Here is a 23876-nt window from a genome sequence, read left to right on the forward strand (position 1 = left end):
AGCCGCCTCCTCCCAAACACCTATCCTGAAAATTGGACGATCGAGCATCGCCCATTTCACCTATCAATAACTCGAACACAGGATACGGAACAATGAAGAGCAAACTGACGATCGGCCTCTTGGTAGGGGCAACGATGGCTACTGCAGTATTCGCACATGGCGGTGCGGAGGGTGTTGTCAAGGAGCGCATGGATGCCATGAGCGCGATGGGACAATCGGTAAAGAAATTGGCCCCGATGATGCGTGGCGAGACCGACTACGATGCTGCTGCGGTGCGTGCGGCAGCGCGCGTGTTCATCGAACACAGCGATGGCTTGACGGAGCTGTTTCCGGAAGGTTCTGATAGCAAGCCGTCTGAAGCGAAGCCGGAAATTTGGTCGGAATGGGACAAATTCAGTGCATTAGCAGACCAGTTGAAGACGGCGAGCGAGGGACTCGCTGAAGCGGCGGGCAATGGTCTGATGGCGTCCGGGGCAAATCTTGGCGCAGGCTCGATGATGGGCACGCAGTCTTCTGGGGGCGGCATGATGGGCACATCGTCGATGATGGGGACGGCCTCAGACGGCGGAATGATGGATTATGCCTCGATGCCAGCGGATGGCGCTTTCAACATGGTCACCCAAACCTGCTCCTCATGTCATGCGAAGTTTCGCTTCGAGGCGAAGTAACGATGAGCTGGCTTAAAAAACTTACACTTGCCGCAGGGGCGCTCGGCGCCCTTGCGGTTGGGGCCTTAGTAGTCTGGCCGATCGGCAAAATGCCGTCGCCGATCTCGCAACCGGGCAATGTCCAACGCGGCGCGTATTTGGCGCGGGCGTCGGGCTGCATTTCGTGTCACACGAATAAAGAGGAAGGAAGCGCAGCGCTTGCAGGTGGCGCTGGTCTAGCGACAGAATTCGGCACTTTCTATCCTCCGAACCTGACGACCGATAAAACGCACGGCATTGGCGGGTGGACGATCGAGCAATTTGCTAGGGCGGTTCGCCAGGGGATCAGCCCCGACGGTCACCCCTATTATCCAGCCTTCGCTTATCCGTTCTATGCTGACTTTACGGATCAAGATATCGCGGACCTATGGGCGGCGTTCCAGACTGTCCCCCCGGTTGCCAAAGCAGCGCCTGAGCATGAAGTCGGGTTTCCATTCAATCAGCGATCAGGGCTGAAGCTTTGGCGAGTGGCCTTTCTGCACGATCCTCCTACAGAGCCTGTTTCTGAGAAAAGCGCGAGATGGAACCGCGGCCGGGAATTGGTAAGAGGAGCCGCTCATTGTGGCGCATGTCACACCCCACGCAATATTGGCGGCGGTCGTAAGCTCGATGCTGTCTTTGCTGGAAGCGACACACTCCCAGGCGAAAACAAAGCTCCTGCGATTACGCCACAGTCCCTGTCCGAGCAAGGTTGGACCGTCTCTAATCTCGCTTATGCCTTGCGCACGGGAGTGACACCTTCAGGTGATGCTTTCGGCGGCGGCATGGCCGAGATCGTGCAGGGCAACACACGTTTCCTCTCGAAAGAAGACCTCGAAGCAATGGCCGTCTACCTGCTTGATGGCGATGAACCATCTCCTGATCGCGTCGCACAAGGGGTCGGCGAGGCATCGCAACGAGATATGTGACCTTGCGACGAATATCTGAAAACCGATCTTGTCTCCGAAAAGAAGAGAATAAAATGAGGGCCACCCCAGTAGCACACATTTATGCGACGGTTTCGCGGAGTGTAGTTCGCACGCCGCCGTTGAACTGCAAAGGCAAACCCACCGAGCACGACGCAAACCGCCACTTCTCATCCGGACTGGCGGAACGGGGGAAGGCTTTATGAAACCGACGTATCTGGCGGCGTTCTCGAGCCTTGGCGTGATTGCGATAGGTGCCGTATGGTGGCTCGCCATTCCAGCGCCAGACAAATCAGCCTCCGAAACCGCGATCGACACCGAACGGGGACGGGTGCTCTATGCGGAAAACTGTGCATCGTGTCACGGTGCCGATCTCGAAGGGCAACCGAACTGGCGGGACACCGGCCCGGACGGTCGTCTTCCAGCGCCTCCGCATGACCGTAGCGGACATACTTGGCACCACAGCGATCAAATCCTGTTCTCCTACACAAAGCTTGGGGGGAAGGAGCTCATGCGGAAACAAGGCTCCGAATTCGACAGCGGAATGCCTGGGTTCGGTGACAAGCTAACCGATCAAGAAATCAATGACGTTCTTGGTTTCATCAAATCAACTTGGCCAGAACGCGAGCGAAAGGCTCAGGCCGCACGCACAGAAGCAGAACAGGAAGGATAATAAAATGTTGTTCAGGAATTTGGTGCTCGTTACCTCGCTGGCCCTGCTTCCGATGACGGGACAGGCAGCCGATCTGGATGAGGCTCGGGTCAAGGAACTCGTATATGAAGCGATCCGCGAGAACCCACAAATCGTCATGGAAGCCGTTGCAATCCTTCAGCGTCAGGATGCCGAAGCCCAAGCTCAAGCGCAGGCATCTGTCTTGAGTGATCAACGATCGTTGCTTGAGCAGGACCCAAACGCACCGGTCCTCGGCAATCCTGATGGAGATGTAACCGTCGTGGAATTCTTTGATTACAATTGCCCCTACTGCCGGCGTGCCATGCCAGAAGTTCAGGCTCTTCTAGACGCCGATCCCAATGTCCGTCTCGTCTATCGCGAATGGCCAATTCTCGGGGAAGGCTCCGTGTTCGCCACCAAAGCGGCGTTGGCATCGCGGCTTCAAGGTAAATACGAGGCTTTTCATTGGGCTTTGATGGGCATGAACGGGCATGCGGACGAAGCGAGCGTCCTTCGGATCGCAGAAGACATCGGACTTGATGTGAAACGCCTCAAATCGGATATGGACCGCCCGGAAATTGCAGAGCACATCGAGACCTCGATGCGCCTCTCGCAATCCCTTGGATTTAGCGGAACTCCTGCATTCGTGATTGGCGATAATCTTGTTCCGGGCTTTGTCGAAAGCGAGAAGCTCGCAGAGGCCGTTGATAAAGCCCGCGAATGAACGAATAGTGCGCGGAAACAGCGCCGCTAATGACGGCGCGTAGAGTTCTCGTTCCTTTAGCGAACCTTACGGCGACAAAGCCGACGGATTTTCATTGCCCCTGCTGGGGCCTACTGAGCCGAGGTATTAGCGCCTTCAGCAGGACCGCAGCCGGATCGGGCGCGTTGAAAAAGCCCGAGCTAACAAAGGTGTTCAATTCGGCAAGCCATAGCAAATCCGGCGGCCCGAAAGACGGGCCGCCAGCTTGAGCCTAGCTCAGTCACCTTCCATGTGCTCTTTAATATTTTCTGGAATGTCGGCTTCCGAGAACGATTTCTGTTCGGTCGGATCATGCACGAAGGCAATGATGTCCGCCAGTTCCTGCCCGGTAAATTGGATCTGGGCTCCCAGTTCCGTTTCCTGCATTGCGATCATTGCCGGAGCCCCTCGCCACATTTTGGCAGCGAAGCTGAACGGATCCATGGGCATTGCCATCGTGCTCGCATCGAGGTTCGGAGCGTCTGTCCCCCCTACCCCATTGATTGAGTGACATACGACACAGCCCTTCGACGCGAACAGGCGCCGCCCTTCAACCGAATCCATTTCCGGAACGACAAGCCCGCCCATCATGGCACCGTCGTGCATAACACCGGATTGCTCAGCGCTTGCCGAAAAGGCAAGCAAGGATGATGCGACAACCGCTATCGTCGACACAAAATAAAAATGTTTCATCTTTCTTTTCCTTCGTCTGTGTGTGGCTAGTTGGCGCTCGGAAGGATGTTCCGCAGCAGCGCCAAAAGCTTTGAAGCCGTTACTTCTGTCAGACGAGAGATTTGGGAGGGGGAGCGCGCGGGCTATCGATATGCCCTTCCATCGAAAGCACATTTATTGGGAGGGTATGGCTATCGTAGATTTTTGGTTCGATACCAGCCTCTTCCGTTAGGATAACCGCTGGGGCACATAGTGAATGCGCATGGTGATGCGCACGATGGCAGCCCACTAAGGAAACGCCGCTTTCAATGGGGGGCAAGGCATTGTGCGCCGATACGGTGAGAGAGGTATGGTTGCCCAGTTCCTCGATAACAGCTGGCACCTGCAAAGTGACTGCGATGAGCGCGATCACCAGGAAGATTCTCCACAGTGCGCCCCACATGGGCTGCCCCTGGCCACGCCGAATTCCTTTGAGATGCTTCATTCGAGCATCTTACCGGGGTTCCAGATTGTCACCTTGACACAAGTCAACGCAACAAGCCGCCGCCGCAGTCCCTTGAATGCGCAATCTACTCGCAGGTCGTCACATCGAGTAATTCGCCCGCGCCTGAAACGCCAAGCTATCTATCGCGCCCAGACTGGTAGGCGCGATGGCAAATTTTGCGATGGAGTTTCGTCGGCACGTCCGATCGTGGCATCCCGGAGGCGAGATGGTTGTCGCCATGTCAAGAAAAGTCGCGTCAACGGGTCGAAACACGGGATCGACATCGATCGATCTTTCCTCCGCTCAAATGCACTTTTCTTGACATTGGTGGCATCTCTCAGGGCCAGACCAGCGTGGAGTTACATCTTTTCCTTGATCCCTTTCCGGATCAGCCACCAGTTCACCGGGTAAGAGGTGATGAAGCCGAATATCATCGCGATCTGCATCATGAACCAGAATTCAACGCTGTTCACCTCAAGCTTCACGCCAAGAATGCTTGCAAAGATCCAGAAATGCGCAACGGCCATGAAACCATACATCCCGATCTGCCAAGCTGACAGGGAGAGGACGTCGGCTTTTATCGCTTGAATGATACCCTCTTTCACGGAGAGATTCCGCATCGGTTTGATCGTGAAATACTGGAAGGCCACCCCGATCACGAGCGCGAAGATATAGTCTACAATCCAAGCGGCGAAGATCTTCTCGGCAAAGAGTTCTTTCCAGCCGAACCAAGTCGCGATGACCGGCACGAAAAACAGCAACCACTCCGAGATGATGTCTCCAAGCGTGCAACCACTGCCACAGTGAGATGCGCCCTTGGCCACCATCATGGGAAATGGCGTGTATTTCTTGTTTGGCGGGGTCTCGTCCTTCTCCATCGCTGCATGCATTTTGCTGTGCGCCCCGAGCTTGCCGTAGGTGAAGTAGCCCCAGAGAGCAATCCCTGAGGCAAAGAGCGCGACGACAGGCCAGACGACATTCATGATCCACATGTGCTGGGGGTCCTTCGCCTCATCCCCAATGATGAAAAGTGCGGAGATCGCGCCAGCAGTGAGAGAGATTAACGATAGGACGTGCAGCCAGTCGGGTATCATGGTCGAACTCCTGAAATGCATAGGGTGACTTCGCATCGAAACGGTCGAGTTCACGTGAGGTTCCGGCTGGCTGTCACCGCGCCCGCTTCGCTGGCTTCGTCAATTCACCTGCTCTGAGCTCCAGGCGGCCGCAGCATTCGAAGTTGGTTTGCCGCTTCCTGCCGACACTGTCGGCGTCTAAGTGCCGCGATGCCCATCCTACAAATGGAACATATTCAATTTTTGGAACATGAACCGATCGCGGCGCATTTCTCCGGCAATCCCGAACTGACGGAAATTCGGAGGCAGATGACATGACCATGCGTTTTGAACAGATCCTTGCGGAAGGGATCGCCCAGTGCTCCTACCTCTTGGGCGACACCGGCAGCGGCACCGCCGCGGTCGTCGATCCCCGCCCGGATTGCGATATCTATATCGAGCGCGCCAAGGCGCTCGGCCTGACGATCACCCATGTGTTCGAGACCCATATCCACGCCGACTTCCTGTCGGGCGCGCGCGAATTGGTGGACCGGCTGGATGGCACGCCCAAGCTTTGCGTCAGCGTCGAAGGCGGCGCCGAATATGACTTCGCGCATGAGGGCATCCGCGATGGCGACAAATTCACCTTCGGCCAGCTCACGCTCGAGACGCGGCACACGCCGGGGCACACGCCCGAACACGTCTCCTTCCTGCTCTACGAGAAGGACAATGACGACCCGTGGGGCGTGCTCAGCGGCGATTCTTTCTTCGTGGATTCGGTCGGCCGCCCCGACCTTCTGGGCGACGACAAGACCGAGGAGCTGACCGAGGCGCTGTTCCGCACCACGCAGGAATTCTACATGCAGCTGCCCGAGGGCGTTCTGGTCTATCCCTGTCACGGCGCGGGCTCGGCCTGCGGGCCGAATATCGGCGACCGGATGTCCACCAGCATCGCCTATGAGAAGGCCCATAACAAATACGTTCAGATCACCGATCTTGAGGCCTTCAAGGACGAGATGACGAAGGACGCGCCGCCGGTGCCGACGCATTACCCGCGCCTCAAGAAGGTCAATGCGGCGGGCCCCGAGGTAATGCACGGGTTGCCGCGCTGCATCGGCAAGACCCCGGAGGAGTTCGAGGCGCTTATCGCCGACAAGGACGTGCAACTGGTCGATATCCGCGACATGCTCGCCTTCGGCGGCGGCTTCATCGAAGGCTCGCTCAATATCGGGCTGCAGCCGATCCTCTCGGTCTGGGCCGGATGGATGCTCGATCCCGACAAACCGATTGCGCTTGTTAGCGAAACGAGTGCCGAGATCGACGAGGCCGTGCTGCGGCTCTGGCGCGTCGGCTTCACGAAATTCGCGGGCTACCTCAACGGCGGCATTTCGGCATGGCGCACCTCCGGGCGACCGCTTGCGCAGATCCCGCAGGTCACCGTGCAGGAACTGAAGGGCAGCGATCTGACCCCGCTCGACGTGCGTAAGGACGAGGAGTGGGACGGCGGCCATATCCCCGGCGCGATCCACCATTTCCTCGGCACGCTCGAAGACGAGATGGACGAACTCGACCGTTCCACCGACTATGCGGTGTATTGTCAGGGCGGCTACCGCGCCAGCGTCGCTGCGAGCCTGCTGCACCGCGCCGGGTTCAAGAACGTCTCCGCGGTGCCGGGCAGCTTCGGCGCATGGTCCGCGCAGGACTACCCGGTCGAATCCTGAACCGCTCACCATCAGAGGATCCAAGACAATGAGCTACACCATCGACAAACGCCTCACCAATACCACCCTGAAAGAGGCCGACACCCGAACGCGCGAGGCCCTCAAGGAGCAGGGCTTCGGCGTGCTCACCGAGATCGACGTGCAGGCCACGATGAAGAAGAAGCTGGATGAGGACATGGCCGGCTACATGATCCTCGGCGCCTGTAACCCGAAGATGGCGCATCAGGCGATCCAGCTGGAGCCGAACGTCGGCGCGATGCTGCCCTGCAACGTCATTTTGCGGCAGGACGGCGCGGATATCCTCGTCTGCGCGATCGACCCGGCGGCCTCGATGATGGCGATCGACAATCCGCAGCTCAAGTCGGTCGCGGGCGAAGTGCGCGACATGCTGGCAAAGGCGATTGAGGCGATTTGAGTTCAATGAAAATGCGGCGGCGGAGCAGATTTGCGCCCGCCGCCGCTTGACGGATTGCCCGTTACTTCAAGTCGACCGATTGAACGTCGCTTCAAGACGCGGCTTCTGGTCGGCGAAGATTCCGTAGGTTGCTACGCCGTCAATGACGGTGATCGGAGCGACGCGCACGCCGTAGCGTGCTTTCGCCTCCTCGGCTACGCCGGGGCGCGAGACGTCGCGTTCGTCGAATGCGATACCACGCTCGGTCAGGTAGCGCTTCACCGCCGCGCAGTCAGGGCAGCCAGGGCTGGTATAGACGAGCACCTCGGTCATCCTACTGGACCTCGGCTTCGTAACCTTCTTCATTCACCGCGGCGATGAGCGCCGTTGGCTCGGCCGCGCCTTTCACGACGGCTCCGCCGGGTTCCAGCGTAACCTCGGCGCTTTCGACGCCCGCTACACCTTCCAGCGCCTTGGTCGCAGCCTTGACGCAGTGGCCGCAGGTCATCCCGGTAATCTTGAGATTGATGTCGCTCATATTTTGTCTCCTTTCTGGTTTTTGATAGGTCAGGCGGAAAGCGTTTCGGCCACACGACGCAGCTTGATGGCGACCTCTTTGCCAAGGCGATCGACGTCAGCGTTTGCGACCAGGCCAAGCACTGCCGCCGGGTCCATGAACAGCACGCCGACCTTGCCTTCTGCCTCTTCGCGAACGACGACGTTGCAGGGCAGCAGGGCACCAATATCCGGCTCGGCTTCGAGCGCCTGATGGGCGAACTGCGGATTGCAGGCACCGAGAATGATATAGGGGCTACGCTCAAGCCCCAGCTTGGCCTTGAGCGTAGCGGCCACATCGATGGTGGTCAGCACGCCGAAGCCCTCGTCCTTCAGCGCCTCGGTCACGCGTGCGACCGTCGCGTCGAAACCCTCGGGGCTGGTGACAGCGAATGTGAATTGGCTCATGGTCTTTTCCTCTCTCTTCAAGTGGGTTGATCAGGCTTCGGCCCCGGTCTTGAACGCTTTCAGGCGGCGCAGGCGCAGGCTGTTGCCAAGCACGAAGACCGACGACAGCCCCATCGCGACACCGGCAACCATTGGGTTGAGGTGGATACCCCAAGGCGCAGCCATCCCGGCCGCGATCGGGATCAGGATGACGTTGTAGAAGAACGCCCAAAAAAGGTTGCCGCGGATGTTACCGAGCGTGTGCCGTGCCGCGCTCAGCGCGGTAACCACCTCGCCCAACTGGCCTCGGGTCAGGGTGACATCGGCGGCTTCGATGGCGATGTCGGTGCCGGTCGCCAGAGCGATGCCGACATCTGCCTGCGCCAACGCTGGTGCATCGTTGATGCCATCGCCGACGAAGGCAACGCTGTGACCTTCACTCTGCAGCGACGTGACCACTTTGGCCTTATCCTGCGGCAGCACTTCCGCATGGACGTCGTCGATGCCGAGCTGGTCGGCCACCGCCCGCGCTGTCGCCGTAGCGTCGCCGGTAACCATCGCCACGGAAACGCCCTGCGAACGCAACGCGTCGACCACCGCTTTCGCTTCGGGCTTAGCGCGATCGGCGATGGCCAGTAGGCCGAGCGCTGCGTCGTCGACCGCGACATAGACGACCGTTCGTCCCGAGCCCTCCATCTCGGCCGCGCGCGAACCGAGGTCACCCAGCTCGATCCCCTCACCTGCCATGAAGCGGTGCGCGCCGACCCGCACCAGCCGGCCGTCGATGCGGCCTTCGATGCCGTGCCCCGCGACCGCGCGGAAGTCCGTCACCTCGGGTAAATCGAGTCCCTTTTCCTTCGCGGCGGTGACGATGGCACGACCCAGCGGATGCTCGGACGCGGTCTCCAGCGCAGCAGCGAGACGCAACGCTTGGTCCTGCTCGGCTGCAACCATGTCGACTAGAACCGGTCGCCCCTCGGTCAGTGTGCCGGTTTTGTCGAACAGCACAGTGTCGACATGCGAAAGGGCTTCAAGCGCCTCACCTTTGCGGAAGAGGACACCCAGTTCCGCCGCCCGCCCGGTGCCGACCATGATCGCCGCTGGCGTTGCCAACCCCATCGCGCAGGGGCAGGCCACAACCAGCACCGCCACCGCCGCAACCAGCGCCACGCTGATGTTGCCGCCGATCAGAATCCAAGCGATGAAACTGAGCGTCGCGATCAACAGCACGATGGGCGTGAAGACCCGCACCACCCGGTCGGCGAGGCCTTGGATCGGCAGCTTGCCCGTCTGAGCGCTTTCCACCAGCTTGATGATCTGCGCCAGAACCGTGTCACCGCCGACCGAAGTCGCTTCGATCACCAACCGTCCGTCCTGATCGACCGTGCCGCCGACGACCTCGTCGCCGTCGGTCTTGGCGACCGGAAGTGGTTCGCCTGTCAGCATAGCCTCGTCGACATGAGCGCGGCCCTCAACCACCCGGCCATCGACCGGCATGCGCTCTCCCGGGCGCACGACGAGACGGTCGCCGACACGTAGTTGCGCGACTGGCACGTCCTGCTCGACGCCCTCACTATCGAGCCGGTGCGCGGTTTTGGCCTGCAGTCCCACGAGCTTGCGGATCGCGGCGGAGGTTCGACCCTTGGCAATCTCTTCCAGATACTTGCCGCCCAGAACTGCGGCGATCACCACTGCGGCGCTGTCGAAATAGACGTGTCGCGCTTCGGGCGGGAACAAGGCAGGTGCGAGCAGAACCAATGTGCTGTAGGCCCAGGCTGCACCCGTGCCGGTAGCGACCAGCGAGTTCATATCGGGCGCCAGGTGGCGATACGCGATCAAACCGGGCCTGAAAAAGCGCCGCCCCGGCACAAACAGCACCACACTGGCGAGAGCGAATTGGACCCAGTCCCAGAAGCCCGCGAACGGGCTGGCGGCGGCGAGCGCGCGGTCGAAGGCGGGCACGAATGCCCCCCCCATGCCCACCACAACGATCACCGCGCCCAGGATTGCCGCCAGCGCCACGTCGCGCCCCATCGCGCGCAATGACGCACGGCGCTTCTCCCCGTCGCTCTCAGCAGCCTCAGCGGCGTCGCCGACCGGATGTGCCTCATAGCCTGCATCAGCCACCGTTGCAGCGAGCGTGTCCGCGTCAGTCATCGCGGGCAATAAGCGCACCTTGGCCCGCTCGGTGGCAAGGTTCACGCTGGCCTCCAGAACCCCCGGGGCCTTGTTCAACGCGCGCTCGACACGGCCCACGCAGGACGCACACGTCATACCCTCGATAGACAGTTCAGCCTCCGTGCTCACCGGGGTATAACCGGTGTCGCGGATCGCCTCGACGATCTGCTCGGCCGAAATCTGCTTCGGGTCGAAATGCAGTTCTGCCCGCTCGGTGGCAAGGTTCACGCCCGCGTCGGAAACGCCGGGAAGCTTACTCAAGCCGCGCTCGACACGCGCGCTGCAGGACGCGCAGGTCATACCCTCGACATCGACAGAAAGGGCCGGAAGCGCAAGGGGCTCTTGCGCGTGATGAACAGCGGTATCCATGACGATTTCTCCTATCGCAGCATAGTCGAAATTGATTTTTCGACTCGGATCTATCGGGTATGTAGGGGCTCCAGTTACTGGAGGCTCAAGGGCCGGAAATAGATTTTTTGGATTTCGCTGTGACTCGGCGAGTGTGCGTCAAAGGAAAACACAGTTTGGTGAACGCTCGGTTTCACCGCGCATTTTTGACCTCGCTCAAAGTGCTGGACATGTGAACGGCGTATCGAACCCGAAGCGAAACTGCGGAGGCCGACATGACCAAACTTTCTGTATACACCACTCTTCTTTCGACACTGGCCGCCAATGCGGCTTTAGCTGACGCGCCCGGCACTTATGGTGACGGCTACTACGGACACCCGATGATGTGGGGCGACGGCTACGGCTTCTTCGGCATCGGCATGATGGTGATTTTCTGGGGCGTCCTGATCGTCCTTGCGATCCTCGCCGTGCGCTGGCTGATGGAACGTGGCCCGAGCCGGAGCCAGAGCACCGCGCTCGACGTTCTCAAGGAACGCCTCGCAAAGGGCGAGATCGACCCCGAGGAATACCAAGCCCGGCGCAAAGCACTGGAAGAGTAAGAGCTCTACTCTTGGACACGTAAAGCCTAAGCGAAGAGGCCTTTAGACAGGCGCCATTTGCTGGCCGGATCACGAGCATGCGCCTGAGAAAATTCGATTCTCAGGCGCAGGTGCATCGGGCTGGATGCTGGGTCCAAGTCGCCCTGTGTTTCAGCCCACAATGCTGTCTGCTCCGGAGGCGGTTCGTAACGGCGATGCTGGCTTCACCGCTCGCAACCACCCGCGACATCCTTGGCTCCGCATCTTGTGCGAGCGCGCATATGCCTCCGAGGCGTCGTTAGTGAATCCCATGTCGTGATCGACCGGTGCTGACGAGGACGTGTCCGTCTTGCTTTCTTGTCGCGGACAGACATTAGGAGCGAGAAAGCTGGTCAGACAGAAAGAAGGAACCGCAAACCCATCCAGAGCCCCATGACGATCATCATGAGGTTTTCGGTGAGCGATACAAACCCCAAGGGCACGTTGCTACCTCCGCCGACGCAGGCGCACTTCAGTTCTCGTTTGTCGATGTAAACTGCCTTGAATACCGAGACCGCCCCGACGGTGCCGATGAACAGAGCCAGCGGTGCAGAAAGCCACGTTAGCGCCCCGGCGATCATCAACAGCCCAGCGAGAGTTTCGGCGAAGGGGTAGAGATACCCGTATCTGACCCAGCGGCGGGCAAGCAAATCATAGTTCAGGAACATCGTGGAAAACCCTTCAACGTCCTGAAGTTTCTGGATGCCAAGCAAAGTCATCGAGATCGCGATGAACCACTCGAGGACGCGGACGCTAAGCATGGTTCCGAGAGCCGCCCAGCCGACAGCCAGCGCCATCAGGAAGGCAACGCCAAAAATCGCGATCACCGGTGTGTAGGTGGTCTCCCCGTCCTCGCGCAGCGGCTTGCCAAAATATTTGCGCAGGGCGTCGTAGCCACCGATGCGCTCGTTGTCGATCCATGTCTGCGGCGTGGTTTCCACGCTGTGGCGCTGCTTGAATTGCTCAGTTTCGTCGTGCGTCTCAAGGAGGTGATCCTCGACATCGAACCCCTGTCTCTCCAGCAGGTCCTTTGACTTGAGCCCGAAAGGGCAGAGATGACCGGGCATGGCCATTCGGTAAAGCTGCGCTGTCTTGCGCGGAGCGTCAGTGGGCATTGGTCTCCTCCGGCGAATATAGCACCTGGTTCCTAACGTCCTTGCAGCGCGGGAGGGTTCCGGCAATAGCCGTGAAAACGCTCATATGCGCTTGCGTCAGTTTTGCTGACTTGATCTTTCATCTTTGGGGAGGTGCCCGTTAGACGCGCAGACGATCAATTCTACCCGGCTGGCGACGCCGAATTTCTCCATCAAGCGCTCCTGATATACCCTCGCTGTGAGCTGGGAAATCCCGAGCATCCTCGCGATTTCCTTGTGTGTCCGGCCCTGAAGCAGTCCGTCGAGCACATTGCGTTGCCGATCGATCTTATTCGGTGACTTGTGCTTGCAGCTCCGCAAGGAACGCCTCGATGCGTCGGGCATTGGCCCCGCGGTCGATCTGCCCAAGGCGCGAGCGTGACCGCATGTCGATGCGGCTGCCTGTCTGGATGTCGGTAACCCGAACTGCCACTTCGTCCTCGAAGCCGAAGATGCGGCTTCGGGCGATGGCTTCAATCTGGTTTTCCGCAGGGTCGGTCGAGAGAACCTCCCAGCCACGCGTTTCAACAAGGGCCAACGCCTCTGCGAAGGCATCTTCGACCGGGATCGGAAGGTCCAGCGGGCGCACGTCCGGATAGGCGGCGCGTTGTGGCTCGGCATTCTGAGCCGGGTAGTCCGTTGGGGTTGCGGTGAACCAGTAGACCGGCGGGTCTTCGGTATCGGTCGAGATGTCGTTTATCGGCGGTGTCGTCCGAGCAGCAATTTCGAAAGCCACTCCGAGGCCTGCAACAGGTAATGACAGGATCAGGCCAATCAGCGCACTGCTGGCACCGCGCCTCTTGCGGATAGCCCCCGCCAACGTCACGAGCGCTGCGACGACCCCCACTAATGCCGCCCAGACACCCCAACCGGCGATGTTATAGGCTTGGGGCCAAGGCCATCCGCCCGCACGATAACCCCAGACGGACAAAGCAAGAAGTGCAAGGGACACAAGGCCCAGAAAGATCGCCACATAGCCAAGGCGTCGCGTTATGAATTCAAGCATCTGTATCTTCCTCCACCGCGATGCGTGGGTCGAGAGCATGACCCGAAGCTGGGCCGCGCAGCGGCTGGATCAGCATCCTGTCGATCCAAAGATCACGACGCGTGCGGAACTGTTCGATCCCGATCTCCATGTCCTGATGCCCCTTTGCCGGTTGCGCGACATAGGTGCCCAATAGCCGATCCCACCAGGGCAGGTTGAAGCCGTAGTTCGAATTGGTCTCACGCGGGTCGACGGAATGGTGGACGCGATGCATGTCGGGCGTGACCACGATCAGGCGCAGCACTCTATCAACCGGACGCGGCAGATCGATATTAGCGTGGTTGAAAAGCGCGGTCGTATTCAGGATCACCTCGAACAGCAGCACCGCGACCGCAGGTGGCCCGAGCGCCGCGACCACCGCCAGTTTGATCCCCATCGAGATCAGGATTTCCAGCGGATGGAACCGCAGGCCCGTCGTTGCGTCGAAGTCGAGATCGGCATGGTGCATCCTATGCAGACGCCAAAGTCCGGGAACCGCGTGGAACATGACATGCTGAAGGTAGATCGCCAAATCGAGCACCAGCATCGAAACAAGGATGGCCGCCCAAGTCGGCCACTCCAGATTGTTGAACAGCCCCCAGCCACGGTCCTCGGCCATGACGGCCAATCCGACTGCGAGGATCGGGAATGCCAGGCGCAGGATCACCGTATCTATAAAGACCAGGGCGATATTGTTGGTCCAACGGATCAAGCGCGGGATCTCTCTGCGCCGCCGGGGGGCCGCGAGCTCCCACAACGCCATCGCCGCCAACACGCCCAAGAAAGCGGCAAGTCGGATCTTCGGCTCGGCAGAGAGGATCGTTTCGGTCATGTGATCGGCTTTGCTCTTGTGGCGCAGGCTGGGTTCGCTATCATTCAATTATTCGATTGAATGATGTAATATTCCGAGGCAGCCCATGTCAATTAGCCCGAAGATGGCCCTTCTCGAAGAATACGCCCTTGTCGCGCGGGCCTTGTCGGCCCCCGCACGCCTTATGCTTCTTGAGCAGCTCGCCCAGAGCGAGCGCAGGGTAGAGGCGCTTGCGGAAAAAACCGGGCTCACTGTAGCGAACTGTTCGCAGCATTTGCAGCAATTGCGGCGCGCTGGCCTTGTCACCAGTCGGCGCGATGGCAAGGCGATAATCTACAGGCTGACCGATGCGAGGACGCTGACGTTGTTGGGGATTTTGGGCGATGTGGCCGAAAGAAACCTCGCACAGGTTGGGGAGATTCTGCGCGGGCTATCGAACGGCGAAGACGCGCCGGAACCGATCAACCGCGACGAGCTTGCCGCTCGACTGAGTGAAGGGTCGGTGACCGTCCTCGACGTGCGCCCCGCCGACGAATTTGCCCATGCCCATATCCCGGGCGCGCTCAACATGGCCGTGACGGAGCTGGACAAGTTCCTGACGGACTTCGACCGGAACACCGAAATTGTGGCCTATTGTCGTGGTCCATACTGCGTCTACGCCCACCAAGCCGTGGCGTTCTTGCGCAAGAATGGTTTCAATGCCCGTCGTCTTGACGGCGGTCTGCCTGAATGGCGCGAAGACGGTCGAACCATTCGGTCGACATCCTGATTTACAAAGGCCGATGCCGCTACGGGTCGATCTGACTATGTGAGCGCACTGCGTGCGAGGCCTTTCGAAATGCCATGATGACTCGCCCAGACTTCACATGAGATCTTATGGAGAAAGCAACCTCAGCTTAGTGTCTGCTACGGACCGCCTGCTGACCCACTCTACGCGATGCTCGAATGTCGGGTTTGGGCCGTTCACTGCGCCGAAGCAGGAAGGACGGGAAGCGGAAGTTCGCTACGGTGCCCGCCAATGGCAGAAAAGCGGGGATTTCTCATCATTGGGCAACGGAGAAACAACTCTCTCGACCACTGTGATCCGCTGCTGCGAACCGCAGACGGGAAGCCAAACGGGCACTGGGAAGGCATGCCAGAGGATCTACTCTAAGCCTTCGCGTTCAGCGTGTAGAACAAGATCGCGCTCGCGAAGAGCAGCGCGCAGACGGAAACGAATACTACTATCCCCACTGCGTAACCGCTCGCTTTTTCAAGGTGCCGGATAGGAAGCGGAAGACCGCGAAATAGAAGGCTTATAATCGTTGAATACCACGCCCCATAGGTGATCACGCCGTCTACGGCGAGCACGCGAATAAAGTAGGCCTCATCGTGCCATATTTTTGGTGGATGATAATTTTCTGGGAGGATTCCGACAAAAATATCCTCCGCAGGCTGAAGAGTGCTTTGTAATATTGAGATAAAAGATATTCCAGACAACGAACTAATGAGAAACCCGATCGCCAAGATAGCAAGCGAACCGAGCAACCGCCTCCTCATCATCCAAAGAAATAAGAATGTATTCGGAAGGACGGCGATCGCCGCGATCGGCCAGTATGTCATCATGAAAAAGACTGGCTCGAGGCCGGACCATTGGAGGGCTTCCGCATCCGACAGCGACCATAACTGGTAAAGTATTCCCGTAGAGAAAAATGCCGCCAAAGGTGTTAATGCCGCCGCGATCAACTGAAACGCTATCAGTTGGACATAAGAGGGCTGTCTTGATGGGGCTTTACCGGGTTGGCTCATGGCCTATCCCATCACCTTTTAGTGTATCCAGCTATGATACTGGTCAATCAACCAGTTCGATCATTTCGTCTACTGCAGCGATGCAACGTTGCTTTGAGCTACGCCCCAACTCTCGGACAGGATTTGCTTAATTTAAGCTACTTGTTGCACCTGCTGGTCGGGTTGGTTGATGTCATTTCTTTGCCAAGAGGCCAGCGCCGATGACATACGGCCCGAGACTGAGTGAGAACGCTGATGGTGGGAGCCGGACATCCCCTGCATTTGGCACCAAGGACCGCTTTGGGCCGTTTCCAGCCTTACTGCTGGAAGGTCCCAGAGCAGAAATCCCATTTACGCCGCATGAAAGCAGGTGGCTACGAGGCGACGATTCAGCCCGTGGGCAACGCGACGGTCTTAGTCGAGCCATCGGCCTATTTCTTGAAGCACTAAGTGCGCTCCATGCCAATAGGCGCGTCTGCCAGTTTCAATTCTAGCTTGACAGGTCGTGCGCAGACTTATGCTTTCGCCTGCGCACTCATTTGCTTTTTCTGGCTTCTTCAACTCACCCGGCTCAGCCGCATTTGGAGTGGCCGCAATCGGCGCAGGTCATGCAGCCTTCGACCATCCGCAGGGCGTAGGAGCCGCAGGACGGGCAGGCTTTGCCGCGGGGGGCTTCGCCGATGGCCATGCGGTCTGCCTCGGGGTCGGATTTCAGGCCTAACCCTTCGCCTTCGAGGAAGCCGATCGAGATCATGTGACGCTCGATCACGCCGCCGATCGCCGCGAGGATCGAGGGGATGTATTTGCCCTGCATCCAGGCCCCGCCGCGCGGATCGAACACGGCTTTGAGCTCCTCGACCACGAAGGACACATCGCCACCGCGCCGGAACACCGCCGAGATCATCCGGGTCAGCGCCACGGTCCAGGCGAAATGCTCCATGTTCTTGGAGTTGATGAAGACCTCGAAGGGACGGCGGTGACCGCCTTGGACGATGTCGTTGATCGTGATGTAGATCGCGTGCTCCGAGCCCGGCCATTTGATCTTGTAGGTCGAGCCTTCGAGCGCCGCGGGACGGTCCAGCGGCTCGGTCAGGTAGACCACATCGGCGCCCTCATCGACTTCCGGCGCGTCTTCGGATTTCTCCGACACGCTGAGAACCGAGCCCGTCACGTCGTTCGGACGGTAGGTGGTGCAGCCTTTGCAGCCGGTGTCCCAGGCTTCCATATAGACCGACTTGAACGCCTCGAAGGGGATATCCTCGGGGCAGTTGATGGTCTTGGAGATCGAGCTGTCGATCCATTTCTGCGCAGCGGCCTGCATCCGGACGTGATCCATCGGCGCGAGGGTCTGGGCGTTGACGAAATAGTCGGGCAGCGGTTTGTCCCCGAACTTGTCGCGCCACATCTGCACCGCGTAATCAACCACTTCTTCCTCGGTGCGCGAGCCGTCGGGCTGCAGCACCTTGCGCTTGTAGGCATAGGCGAAGACCGGCTCGATACCCGAGGACACGTTGCCCGCATAAAGCGAAATGGTTCCCGTGGGTGCGATCGAGGTCAGCAGCGCGTTGCGGATTCCGTGCTCGCGGATCGCCTCGCGCACGTCGTCGTCCATCTGCATCATGTTGCCCGAGGCGAGGTATTTCTCGGCATCGAAGAGCGGGAACGGACCTTTCTCCTTGGCCAGATCGACCGAGGCGAGATAGCTCGCCCGCGCGATCTGCTTCATCCAGGCTTCGGTCTGCGCGGCCGCCTCTTCCGAGCCATAGCGCAGGCCAAGCATCAGAAGCGCGTCGGCGAGACCGGTCACGCCCAGACCGATGCGGCGCTTGTTCTGCGCCTCAACGCGCTGCTGCTCCAGCGGGAAGCGCGAGGCGTCGACCACGTTATCCATCATGCGGATGGCAAGGCGCACCATCTCGTCGAGCTGCTCGGGGTCCAGACCCGCATCCGCCTCGAACGGGTTCGTCACCAGACGTGCGAGGTTGATCGAGCCCAGCAGGCACGCGCCATAGGGCGGCAGGGGCTGCTCGCCGCAGGGATTGGTCGCGGCGATCTGCTCGACATAGTTGAGGTTGTTCATCTTGTTGATGCGGTCGATGAAGATCACGCCCGGCTCGGCATAGTCATAGGTAGCACGCATGATCTTGTTCCACAGATCACGGGCGTTCAGCGTGTGATAGACCTTGTCGCCGTATTTCAGATCCCACGGACCGTCGGCCTTCACGGCCTCCATGAACGCGTCGGTCACCAGCACGGACAGGTTGAACATCCTCAGCCGCGCCGAATCCTGCTTGGCGGTGATGAAGCTCTCGATATCGGGGTGATCGCAGCGCATCGTCGCCATCATGGCGCCGCGCCGCGAGCCCGCCGACATGATCGTGCGGCACATCGCATCCCAGACATCCATGAAGCTCAGCGGGCCGGAGGCGTCGGCGGCAACGCCCTTCACCTCGGCCCCGCGCGGGCGGATGGTGGAGAAGTCGTAGCCGATTCCCCCGCCCTGCTGCATCGTCAGCGCGGCTTCCTTCAGCATGTCGAAGATGCCGCCCATGTTGTCAGGGATCGTTCCCATGACGAAGCAGTTGAACAGCGTCACCGCGCGGCCGGTGCCGGCACCTGCCGCGATCCGGCCTGCGGGGAGATATTTGAAATCTTCCAGCGCGCCGTAGAATTTCTCTTCCCATTTCGCGGGCTTATCCTCGACCTCGGCCAAGGCGCGCGCGATCCGGCGCCAGCTATCCTCAACGGTCGCGTCGATCGGGGTCCCGTCCTGTTCCTTCAGACGGTATTTCATGTCCCAGATCTGTTCGGCAATCGGGGCGGCAAAACGGCTCATGAGGTCCTCGCTGGCAGCAGTTCGAGTGAGGTAAAAATCGAGCGCCCCCTCCGCATATCGTGCGTCGGGGGCGGGCTGACACTATACCTAAGGCCTCTTCGCATGACCAGACGCAAATCGGACATTGCCGTCGCGGGAGCGAAAACCTAATTAAGGGGCATGGGTGACAAAGTGGTGAATCTGATCAAGCTATGCGTCGGCGCCGAGAAGGTCGAAGACCTGATCGCGTGGCAGGCCAGCCGTTACGGCAAGGGTCCGGCCATGCATGTCACACGCATGTGGCCGAAACGCGCGGATGAGATCCTGAACGGCGGGTCGCTATACTGGGTCTTCAAGGGCGCGGTGCTGGCACGTCAACGCATTCTGGAACTGTCCGAAGTGATGGGCGCGGACGGGATCGCGCGCTGCGCCATCGTGCTCGACCGCGAGGTCGTCCGCACCGAGGCGCTGATGCGCCGCCCCTTCCAGGGCTGGCGTTACCTCAGCCCCGAGGATGCGCCCCGCGATCTGCCCAAAGGCCGCGCCCGCGAAGAGGCCCTGCCCCGCGAGCTTGCCGTGGCGCTGTCGGAAATCGGCCTGCGTTAAGCGGCGAGCCAGCTTTCCGCCTCTGCCTGCGCGGTGAAGATGCGAAATGCGCCGCCCTCGCCCTGCATGCTCGCCTCGGAGCGCATATCCTCCGGCACAACCAGCGCGCAGCGCCCGGCCTGACCGTCTTCGCAGCTTTGGCGCAGCCCGCCGATCAGTTCCGCCATGTAGCCATCGAAGCGCGGCGCGACGACGACCATCATCCGATCCGCAGACCCGACGAGGCGCATCGCCTCGGTCACATCATGTTTAAGAACGGTGCCGGAGGCGATCAGACCGACCACGCCTTCGGGGCTATTTTCCATCGAGTCGATCATCGTGGAATTCCTTTGTTCGAACGTCAGACGGCGGGGCGCTACACCCCGCCTTCAAGCCGAACGGACAGATGTTCGCCCCGGTTCCGCCCGGAGGCGGCACCGTCAACGAAGCTTGATCTAGCCGCGCAGCGATTGCACCCGCGCGACGAGCTGCCGGGTGGAGCCGTCCTTGCCCTCGCCTGCATCCTCGCCCTTCAGCACCGGAGCGAGCGCGAGCGCCAGCTCCTTGCCCAGTTCCACGCCCCACTGGTCGAAGCTGTTGATGCCGAGGATCACGCCCTCGACGAATACGCGATGCTCGTAAAGCGCGACGATCCCGCCGAAGACCTCCGGCGTGAGCTTCGGATAAAGCAGCGTGGTCGACGGCCGCGAGCCCGGGAAGACGCGGTGCCGCGCCTGACGGTCCAACTCGTCGCCCTCGAAGCCCTTCTTGCGCATGATCTCAGTCGCTTCAGCCAGCGAGCGCCCGCGCATCAGCGCCTCGGATTGCGCCAGACAGTTGGCCACGAGCAGCGTATGTTGATGCGCCAGATCGGGCTCGTGCCCCTCGGCTGCGACCATGAATTCGCACGGAATGACCCGCGTGCCCTGGTGGATCAGCTGATAGAACGCGTGCTGGCCGTTGGTGCCGGGCTCGCCCCAGACGACGGGGCCGGAATTGTAGGGCAGGTCCTTGCCATCCATGCTGACGCGCTTGCCGTTGCTCTCCATCTCCAACTGCTGGAGATAGGCCGGCAGACGCGCAAGCCGTTGATCATAGGGCAGAACCGCGCGGGTCGCGTAGTCGCAGAATTGGTTGTGCCAGATGCCGACAAGCGCCAGCAGCACTGGCAGGTTGTCCTTGAACTCAGCGTCGCGGAAATGCGCGTCCATCGTGGCGGCGCCCTTGAGGAACCCCGCGAAACCCTCCGGCCCGATCGCGATCATCAGCGACAGCCCGATCGGCCCCCACATCGAATAACGCCCGCCGACCCAATCGGCGAAGCCGAAGACGCGAGCCTGATCGATCCCGAAGGCGGCGGTCTTCTCAGCCGAGGTCGAGAGCGCCGCGAATTGCTGCGCCGGATCCGCGACCTTCTCGGCCATCCACCGCTTCGCGGTCTCCGCATTGGTCATCGTCTCGATCGTGGTGAAGGTCTTCGAGGCGACGATCACCAGCGTCGTTTCCGGGTTCAGACCGGCCAGCGTGTCATGGATATGCGCCCCGTCCACGTTGGAGACGAAATGGCAGCGCGGCCCGTCGTGATAGGGCGCAAGCGCCAGCGTCGCCATCGCCGGGCCCAGATCCGAGCCGCCGATGCCGATATTCACCACATCGGTGATCTTGCCGCCCTGCCCCGTGAACTTGCCCTCGCGGACATCGCGCGCAAACGCTTCCATCCGGGCATAGGTCGCGCGGACCTCGGGCATGACGTTCTCGCCATCGACGAACACGTCCGTGTCGAGATTGCGCAGCGCGGTATGCAGCACCGCGCGACCCTCGGTGTCGTTGATCTTCTCACCGGTGAACATCGCCTCGGCGCGGGCCGCGACCTCCTTCTCCTCGGCCAGCTTCACCAGCAGATCGAGCGTCTCCGCATCGATATTGGTCTTAGAGAAATCGAACAGAAACGGCCCGGTTTCGCGGCTGAACCCCGCAGCGCGATTACCCTTTTCGAACAATTCTCCGATTTCGCGGGATTGTACGGATTGCGCCTTGTCGAGGAGGTCTTGCCAGATGGTCATCGCTTGCTCTGCCCAGTTATTCAGCCCAGTGAACGGTCGCGTCCTTGAGAACGGCGCGCACCGGCGCCTGTTCCACGGGGAGCCTCTCGGCCGCTTCGATCGCCGCGCGCTTCTCCGCGCCGGTGATCAGGATATGCGTATACATCGCGTCGCGTAGCACGGGCGCGGACAGGGTGATACGCGGCTCGCCCGCAGCTTCGGCCCGCATCGGCAGCAGGATCGGCGCATCGTTCGACAGCGCCTCTTTCAGCCGGTCGGCACCCGGGAACAGGCTCGCCGTGTGCATATCCGCACCCATGCCCAGAAGCAGGACGGAGATCGGCAGATGCGGCGCGATGCCTTCGGCCAGTTCTTCCATCTTGTCCTCGGGACGTTCCGCCTCGGCATAGAGCGGTACAAGCGTCGCCGCTGCCGCCCGACCCCTCAGGAGCCGCGCACGGATCAGACGCGTGTTCGAACGCTCCGAGCTCTCGGGCACCCAACGCTCGTCATTGAGGAGCACCGCGACCTTCGACCAGTCCAGATCAATGTCGGAAAGGATGTCGAAGATCGGTCCCGGCGTGGAGCCGCCGGGCACCGACAAGGTCGCGCGGCCCTCGTTGTTGATCGACGCGCGCAACTGGCTCGCGATGCGGTCCGCAAGCCCCATCATCAGCATCTCGCGATCGGGATAACTCTCAAAATTCATTCACGAATCTCCCGCCAGCGGCGTCCGTCGCGATGCATCAGCATCAGCGCGTCATCCGGCCCCGACGCGCCGCTGTCATAGGTTTGAGGTTTGTCGCCACGCGCCTCCCAACCCTCGATGATCGGGTCGGTCCAGGCCCAGGCCGCCTCGACCTCGTCACCGCGCATGAACAGCGTCTGGTTGCCCCGGATCACATCCATGATCAGGCGTTCATAGGCGTCGGTGATGTCGGCCTCCTCGCCCAGAGCGTCCGCGAAGGACATGTCGAGCGGCACCTGCACGAGGCGCATCCCGCCCGGCCCCGGCTCCTTGATCATCATCTTCAGGTTCATGCCCTCATTGGGCTGCAGCCGGATCACGAGCACGTTCTCGCGCCACTCGCCCTCGGCGTCGTCGAAGATCTGGTGCGGCGGCTCCTTGAAGGTGATCGCGATCTCGGAAGTGCGCGCGCGCAGCCGCTTGCCGGTGCGCAGATAGAAGGGCGTGTTCACCCAGCGCCAGTTCGCGACATGGCATTTCATCGCGATATAGCTCTCGGTCGTCGACTCCGGGTCCTCGGCATCTTCGAGATAGCCGGGCGCATCCTTGCTGGCCGCGTATTGACCGCGCACGATATCGGCAGGCTGGACGGGCTGGAGCGCGCGGATCACCTTGAGCTTCTCGTCGCGCACCGCATCGGGATCGAAGTGATAGGGCGGCTCCATCGCGATCAGGCACAGAAGCTGCATCATGTGGTTTTGCACCATGTCACGCATCGCGCCCGACTTGTCATAATACGACCCGCGACCGCCGACGCCCACCGTTTCAGCCACGGTGATTTGCACATGATCAACAAATTGGCTGTTCCAGAGCGGCTCGAACAGGATGTTGGCGAAGCGCACCGCCATCAGGTTCTGCACGGTCTCTTTGCCGAGGTAATGGTCGATCCGGTAGATCTGCGTCTCGTCGAAATACTCCGCCAGCGCCGCGTTGAGCGCTTTGGCCGAGGCGAGGTCGCGCCCGAAAGGTTTCTCGACCACGATCCGCGCCTCCGGACCCGCGATACCGCGCGTGTGGAGTCGCTCGGCCAGATCGCCGAACAGCGCCGGAGCCACCGAGAAGTAGAACGCATTGACGGTGTCGTCGCGGACTTTCGACTTCAGATCGTCCCAGCCACCATCGCCTTTCGCGTCGATCGCGACATAGTCGAGCATCGGCAGGAAGCCGTCCAGCGCGCCTTCGTCGTCGCATTTATTGCCGCCGAATTCGGCGATCGCGGCGCGGGTCTGGTCGCGGAACTCCTCGGGGGTCATCTCCGAGCGGGCAGCCCCGATGATGGTGGACCCATCAGGGATTTGCCCCGCGCAATAGCGGCGAAACAGGCCGGGGAGAATTTTGCGATTGGCGAGGTCGCCAGTGGCGCCGAAAATCACCAGGTCGAAACGATCGACGGGAATGACGCGCGAAACCATGGGCTGCTCCGTGTTTGGGGTCCGTTAGCGCTAACGACCCCCTTTTACTCACCTTACCTGAACAAGTCTAGCATGGGAGCGACACGAGACAACGCGAGGGCGCG

At 60.5% G+C, this 23876-nt stretch carries 26 protein-coding genes; 9 read left to right on the plus strand and 17 right to left on the minus strand.

Annotation, left to right across the window (positions count from 1 at the left end; all coding sequences use genetic code 11):
- Positions 1–92 precede the first annotated feature (92 nt).
- The 4 genes from BMI87_RS04860 to BMI87_RS04875 all read left to right on the plus strand — a co-directional run bounded on the left by BMI87_RS04860 (position 93) and on the right by BMI87_RS04875 (position 3009).
- On the plus strand, positions 93–668 hold the full coding sequence (locus BMI87_RS04860) for a cytochrome c (protein WP_078520067.1): 576 nt from the start codon (positions 93–95) through the stop codon (positions 666–668).
- Positions 669–670: 2 nt separating this feature from the next.
- The gene (locus tag BMI87_RS04865) at positions 671–1615 is read left to right on the plus strand and encodes a cytochrome c (RefSeq protein WP_078520068.1); all 945 of its coding nucleotides are present in this window, start codon (positions 671–673) and stop codon (positions 1613–1615) included.
- Between the two features lie 199 nt (positions 1616–1814).
- Complete coding sequence (locus BMI87_RS04870; protein WP_078520069.1) at positions 1815–2285, plus strand: cytochrome c; 471 nt, start codon at positions 1815–1817, stop codon at positions 2283–2285.
- 4 nt (positions 2286–2289) lie between these two features.
- Complete coding sequence (locus BMI87_RS04875) at positions 2290–3009, plus strand: DsbA family protein (protein ID WP_078520070.1); 720 nt, start codon at positions 2290–2292, stop codon at positions 3007–3009.
- Between the two features lie 255 nt (positions 3010–3264).
- Here the strand turns inward: BMI87_RS04875 and BMI87_RS04880 are convergent, their stop codons facing one another.
- From BMI87_RS04880 to BMI87_RS04885, 3 genes are all read right to left on the minus strand, one after another.
- Positions 3265–3720, minus strand: a complete 456-nt coding sequence (locus BMI87_RS04880) for a cytochrome c (RefSeq protein ID WP_078520071.1) — start codon at positions 3718–3720, stop codon at positions 3265–3267.
- Positions 3721–3808: 88 nt separating this feature from the next.
- Entirely contained in the window at positions 3809–4183 is a 375-nt protein-coding gene (locus tag BMI87_RS21985; protein WP_143593930.1) for a hypothetical protein, read from the minus strand.
- A 359-nt stretch (positions 4184–4542) separates the two neighbouring features.
- Entirely contained in the window at positions 4543–5277 is a 735-nt protein-coding gene (locus tag BMI87_RS04885; RefSeq protein ID WP_078520072.1) for a DUF4396 domain-containing protein, read from the minus strand.
- A gap of 293 nt (positions 5278–5570) precedes the next feature.
- Between BMI87_RS04885 and BMI87_RS04890 the strand changes: the two genes are divergently transcribed.
- Entirely contained in the window at positions 5571–6956 is a 1386-nt protein-coding gene (locus BMI87_RS04890; RefSeq protein ID WP_078520073.1) for a rhodanese-like domain-containing protein, read from the plus strand.
- A gap of 28 nt (positions 6957–6984) precedes the next feature.
- A complete protein-coding gene (locus BMI87_RS04895; RefSeq protein ID WP_078520074.1) occupies positions 6985–7371 on the plus strand; it encodes a DUF302 domain-containing protein in 387 nt (128 codons plus the stop codon).
- 66 nt (positions 7372–7437) lie between these two features.
- Here BMI87_RS04895 and BMI87_RS04900 read toward each other — a convergent pair whose 3' ends face one another.
- Genes BMI87_RS04900 through BMI87_RS04915 form a run of 4 tightly spaced genes read right to left on the minus strand, consistent with a single transcriptional unit; the run spans position 7438 to position 10839 of the window.
- On the minus strand, positions 7438–7683 hold the full coding sequence (locus tag BMI87_RS04900) for a glutaredoxin family protein (protein WP_078520075.1): 246 nt from the start codon (positions 7681–7683) through the stop codon (positions 7438–7440).
- A gap of 1 nt (position 7684) precedes the next feature.
- Positions 7685–7888: a heavy-metal-associated domain-containing protein gene (locus BMI87_RS04905; RefSeq protein WP_078520076.1), complete on the minus strand. Its 204-nt coding sequence runs from the start codon at positions 7886–7888 to the stop codon at positions 7685–7687.
- Between the two features lie 29 nt (positions 7889–7917).
- On the minus strand, positions 7918–8313 hold the full coding sequence (locus BMI87_RS04910) for a DUF302 domain-containing protein (protein ID WP_078520077.1): 396 nt from the start codon (positions 8311–8313) through the stop codon (positions 7918–7920).
- Positions 8314–8343: 30 nt separating this feature from the next.
- A complete protein-coding gene (locus tag BMI87_RS04915) occupies positions 8344–10839 on the minus strand; it encodes a heavy metal translocating P-type ATPase (RefSeq protein ID WP_078520078.1) in 2496 nt (831 codons plus the stop codon).
- Between the two features lie 254 nt (positions 10840–11093).
- Between BMI87_RS04915 and BMI87_RS04920 the strand changes: the two genes are divergently transcribed.
- Entirely contained in the window at positions 11094–11417 is a 324-nt protein-coding gene (locus BMI87_RS04920) for an SHOCT domain-containing protein (protein ID WP_078520079.1), read from the plus strand.
- Between the two features lie 371 nt (positions 11418–11788).
- Here BMI87_RS04920 and BMI87_RS04925 read toward each other — a convergent pair whose 3' ends face one another.
- The 4 genes from BMI87_RS04925 to BMI87_RS04940 all read right to left on the minus strand — a co-directional run bounded on the left by BMI87_RS04925 (position 11789) and on the right by BMI87_RS04940 (position 14424).
- Positions 11789–12550 (minus strand): glutaredoxin, encoded by a 762-nt coding sequence (locus tag BMI87_RS04925; RefSeq protein ID WP_078520080.1) that lies wholly within the window; start codon positions 12548–12550, stop codon positions 11789–11791.
- A gap of 96 nt (positions 12551–12646) precedes the next feature.
- Positions 12647–12913 (minus strand): helix-turn-helix transcriptional regulator, encoded by a 267-nt coding sequence (locus tag BMI87_RS23005; protein WP_078520081.1) that lies wholly within the window; start codon positions 12911–12913, stop codon positions 12647–12649.
- Positions 12858–13574, minus strand: a complete 717-nt coding sequence (locus tag BMI87_RS04935; protein WP_168175166.1) for a DUF1499 domain-containing protein — start codon at positions 13572–13574, stop codon at positions 12858–12860. The genes BMI87_RS23005 and BMI87_RS04935 overlap by 56 nt, the downstream gene beginning before the upstream one ends.
- Positions 13567–14424, minus strand: coding sequence for a sterol desaturase family protein (locus BMI87_RS04940; protein WP_078520083.1), 858 nt, complete (start codon positions 14422–14424; stop codon positions 13567–13569). Before BMI87_RS04940 ends, BMI87_RS04935 begins: the two co-directional genes overlap by 8 nt.
- A gap of 85 nt (positions 14425–14509) precedes the next feature.
- Here BMI87_RS04940 and BMI87_RS04945 point away from each other — a divergent pair, with 85 nt between their 5' ends.
- Positions 14510–15172: a metalloregulator ArsR/SmtB family transcription factor gene (locus tag BMI87_RS04945; protein ID WP_078520084.1), complete on the plus strand. Its 663-nt coding sequence runs from the start codon at positions 14510–14512 to the stop codon at positions 15170–15172.
- A gap of 380 nt (positions 15173–15552) precedes the next feature.
- On the opposite strand, the gene BMI87_RS04950 is transcribed toward BMI87_RS04945, so the two are convergent.
- Entirely contained in the window at positions 15553–16191 is a 639-nt protein-coding gene (locus BMI87_RS04950) for a hypothetical protein (RefSeq protein ID WP_078520085.1), read from the minus strand.
- 550 nt (positions 16192–16741) lie between these two features.
- Entirely contained in the window at positions 16742–19006 is a 2265-nt protein-coding gene (locus tag BMI87_RS04955) for an adenosylcobalamin-dependent ribonucleoside-diphosphate reductase (RefSeq protein WP_078520086.1), read from the minus strand.
- A 159-nt stretch (positions 19007–19165) separates the two neighbouring features.
- Here BMI87_RS04955 and BMI87_RS04960 point away from each other — a divergent pair, with 159 nt between their 5' ends.
- Positions 19166–19591 carry a DUF1489 family protein gene (locus tag BMI87_RS04960; RefSeq protein ID WP_078520087.1) on the plus strand — a complete coding sequence of 142 codons (426 nt, stop codon included), beginning with the start codon at positions 19166–19168 and terminating at the stop codon, positions 19589–19591.
- Here BMI87_RS04960 and BMI87_RS04965 read toward each other — a convergent pair.
- The 4 genes from BMI87_RS04965 to zwf form a co-directional block, all read right to left on the minus strand.
- Positions 19588–19908, minus strand: coding sequence for a hypothetical protein (locus BMI87_RS04965; protein WP_078520088.1), 321 nt, complete (start codon positions 19906–19908; stop codon positions 19588–19590). The genes BMI87_RS04960 and BMI87_RS04965 overlap by 4 nt on opposite strands.
- 117 nt (positions 19909–20025) lie before the next feature.
- On the minus strand, positions 20026–21633 hold the full coding sequence (pgi, locus tag BMI87_RS04970) for a glucose-6-phosphate isomerase (RefSeq protein WP_078520089.1): 1608 nt from the start codon (positions 21631–21633) through the stop codon (positions 20026–20028).
- Between the two features lie 16 nt (positions 21634–21649).
- Positions 21650–22321, minus strand: coding sequence for a 6-phosphogluconolactonase (gene pgl, locus BMI87_RS04975; RefSeq protein WP_078520090.1), 672 nt, complete (start codon positions 22319–22321; stop codon positions 21650–21652).
- Entirely contained in the window at positions 22318–23772 is a 1455-nt protein-coding gene (zwf, locus tag BMI87_RS04980) for a glucose-6-phosphate dehydrogenase (protein ID WP_078520091.1), read from the minus strand. The genes pgl and zwf overlap by 4 nt, the downstream gene beginning before the upstream one ends.
- Between the last annotated feature and the right edge of the window lie 104 nt (positions 23773–23876).

Origin of the sequence: Thioclava sp. F28-4 (assembly GCF_002020045.1) — a bacterium.
Taxonomy (GTDB): Bacteria; Pseudomonadota; Alphaproteobacteria; order Rhodobacterales; family Rhodobacteraceae; genus Thioclava; species Thioclava sediminum.

Excerpts from the sequence above, each read along its gene's own strand:
- BMI87_RS04880 (WP_078520071.1), bottom strand. The coding sequence starts at position 3,720 with ATGAAACATTTTTATTTTGTGTCGACGATAGCGGTTGTCGCATCATCC.
- zwf (WP_078520091.1), bottom strand. The coding sequence starts at position 23,772 with ATGGTTTCGCGCGTCATTCCCGTCGATCGTTTCGACCTGGTGATTTTC.
- BMI87_RS04945 (WP_078520084.1), top strand. The coding sequence starts at position 14,510 with ATGTCAATTAGCCCGAAGATGGCCCTTCTCGAAGAATACGCCCTTGTC.
- pgi (WP_078520089.1), bottom strand. The coding sequence starts at position 21,633 with ATGACCATCTGGCAAGACCTCCTCGACAAGGCGCAATCCGTACAATCC.
- BMI87_RS04940 (WP_078520083.1), bottom strand. The coding sequence starts at position 14,424 with ATGACCGAAACGATCCTCTCTGCCGAGCCGAAGATCCGACTTGCCGCT.
- BMI87_RS04875 (WP_078520070.1), top strand. The coding sequence starts at position 2,290 with ATGTTGTTCAGGAATTTGGTGCTCGTTACCTCGCTGGCCCTGCTTCCG.
- BMI87_RS04870 (WP_078520069.1), top strand. The coding sequence starts at position 1,815 with ATGAAACCGACGTATCTGGCGGCGTTCTCGAGCCTTGGCGTGATTGCG.
- BMI87_RS04910 (WP_078520077.1), bottom strand. The coding sequence starts at position 8,313 with ATGAGCCAATTCACATTCGCTGTCACCAGCCCCGAGGGTTTCGACGCG.
- BMI87_RS04860 (WP_078520067.1), top strand. The coding sequence starts at position 93 with ATGAAGAGCAAACTGACGATCGGCCTCTTGGTAGGGGCAACGATGGCT.
- BMI87_RS21985 (WP_143593930.1), bottom strand. The coding sequence starts at position 4,183 with ATGAAGCATCTCAAAGGAATTCGGCGTGGCCAGGGGCAGCCCATGTGG.
- BMI87_RS04865 (WP_078520068.1), top strand. The coding sequence starts at position 671 with ATGAGCTGGCTTAAAAAACTTACACTTGCCGCAGGGGCGCTCGGCGCC.
- BMI87_RS04915 (WP_078520078.1), bottom strand. The coding sequence starts at position 10,839 with ATGGATACCGCTGTTCATCACGCGCAAGAGCCCCTTGCGCTTCCGGCC.
- BMI87_RS04965 (WP_078520088.1), bottom strand. The coding sequence starts at position 19,908 with ATGATCGACTCGATGGAAAATAGCCCCGAAGGCGTGGTCGGTCTGATC.
- BMI87_RS04900 (WP_078520075.1), bottom strand. The coding sequence starts at position 7,683 with ATGACCGAGGTGCTCGTCTATACCAGCCCTGGCTGCCCTGACTGCGCG.
- BMI87_RS04905 (WP_078520076.1), bottom strand. The coding sequence starts at position 7,888 with ATGAGCGACATCAATCTCAAGATTACCGGGATGACCTGCGGCCACTGC.
- BMI87_RS04890 (WP_078520073.1), top strand. The coding sequence starts at position 5,571 with ATGACCATGCGTTTTGAACAGATCCTTGCGGAAGGGATCGCCCAGTGC.
- BMI87_RS04920 (WP_078520079.1), top strand. The coding sequence starts at position 11,094 with ATGACCAAACTTTCTGTATACACCACTCTTCTTTCGACACTGGCCGCC.
- BMI87_RS23005 (WP_078520081.1), bottom strand. The coding sequence starts at position 12,913 with ATGCCCGACGCATCGAGGCGTTCCTTGCGGAGCTGCAAGCACAAGTCA.
- BMI87_RS04960 (WP_078520087.1), top strand. The coding sequence starts at position 19,166 with ATGGGTGACAAAGTGGTGAATCTGATCAAGCTATGCGTCGGCGCCGAG.
- BMI87_RS04925 (WP_078520080.1), bottom strand. The coding sequence starts at position 12,550 with ATGCCCACTGACGCTCCGCGCAAGACAGCGCAGCTTTACCGAATGGCC.
- pgl (WP_078520090.1), bottom strand. The coding sequence starts at position 22,321 with ATGAATTTTGAGAGTTATCCCGATCGCGAGATGCTGATGATGGGGCTT.
- BMI87_RS04895 (WP_078520074.1), top strand. The coding sequence starts at position 6,985 with ATGAGCTACACCATCGACAAACGCCTCACCAATACCACCCTGAAAGAG.
- BMI87_RS04950 (WP_078520085.1), bottom strand. The coding sequence starts at position 16,191 with ATGAGCCAACCCGGTAAAGCCCCATCAAGACAGCCCTCTTATGTCCAA.
- BMI87_RS04885 (WP_078520072.1), bottom strand. The coding sequence starts at position 5,277 with ATGATACCCGACTGGCTGCACGTCCTATCGTTAATCTCTCTCACTGCT.
- BMI87_RS04935 (WP_168175166.1), bottom strand. The coding sequence starts at position 13,574 with ATGCTTGAATTCATAACGCGACGCCTTGGCTATGTGGCGATCTTTCTG.
- BMI87_RS04955 (WP_078520086.1), bottom strand. The coding sequence starts at position 19,006 with ATGAGCCGTTTTGCCGCCCCGATTGCCGAACAGATCTGGGACATGAAA.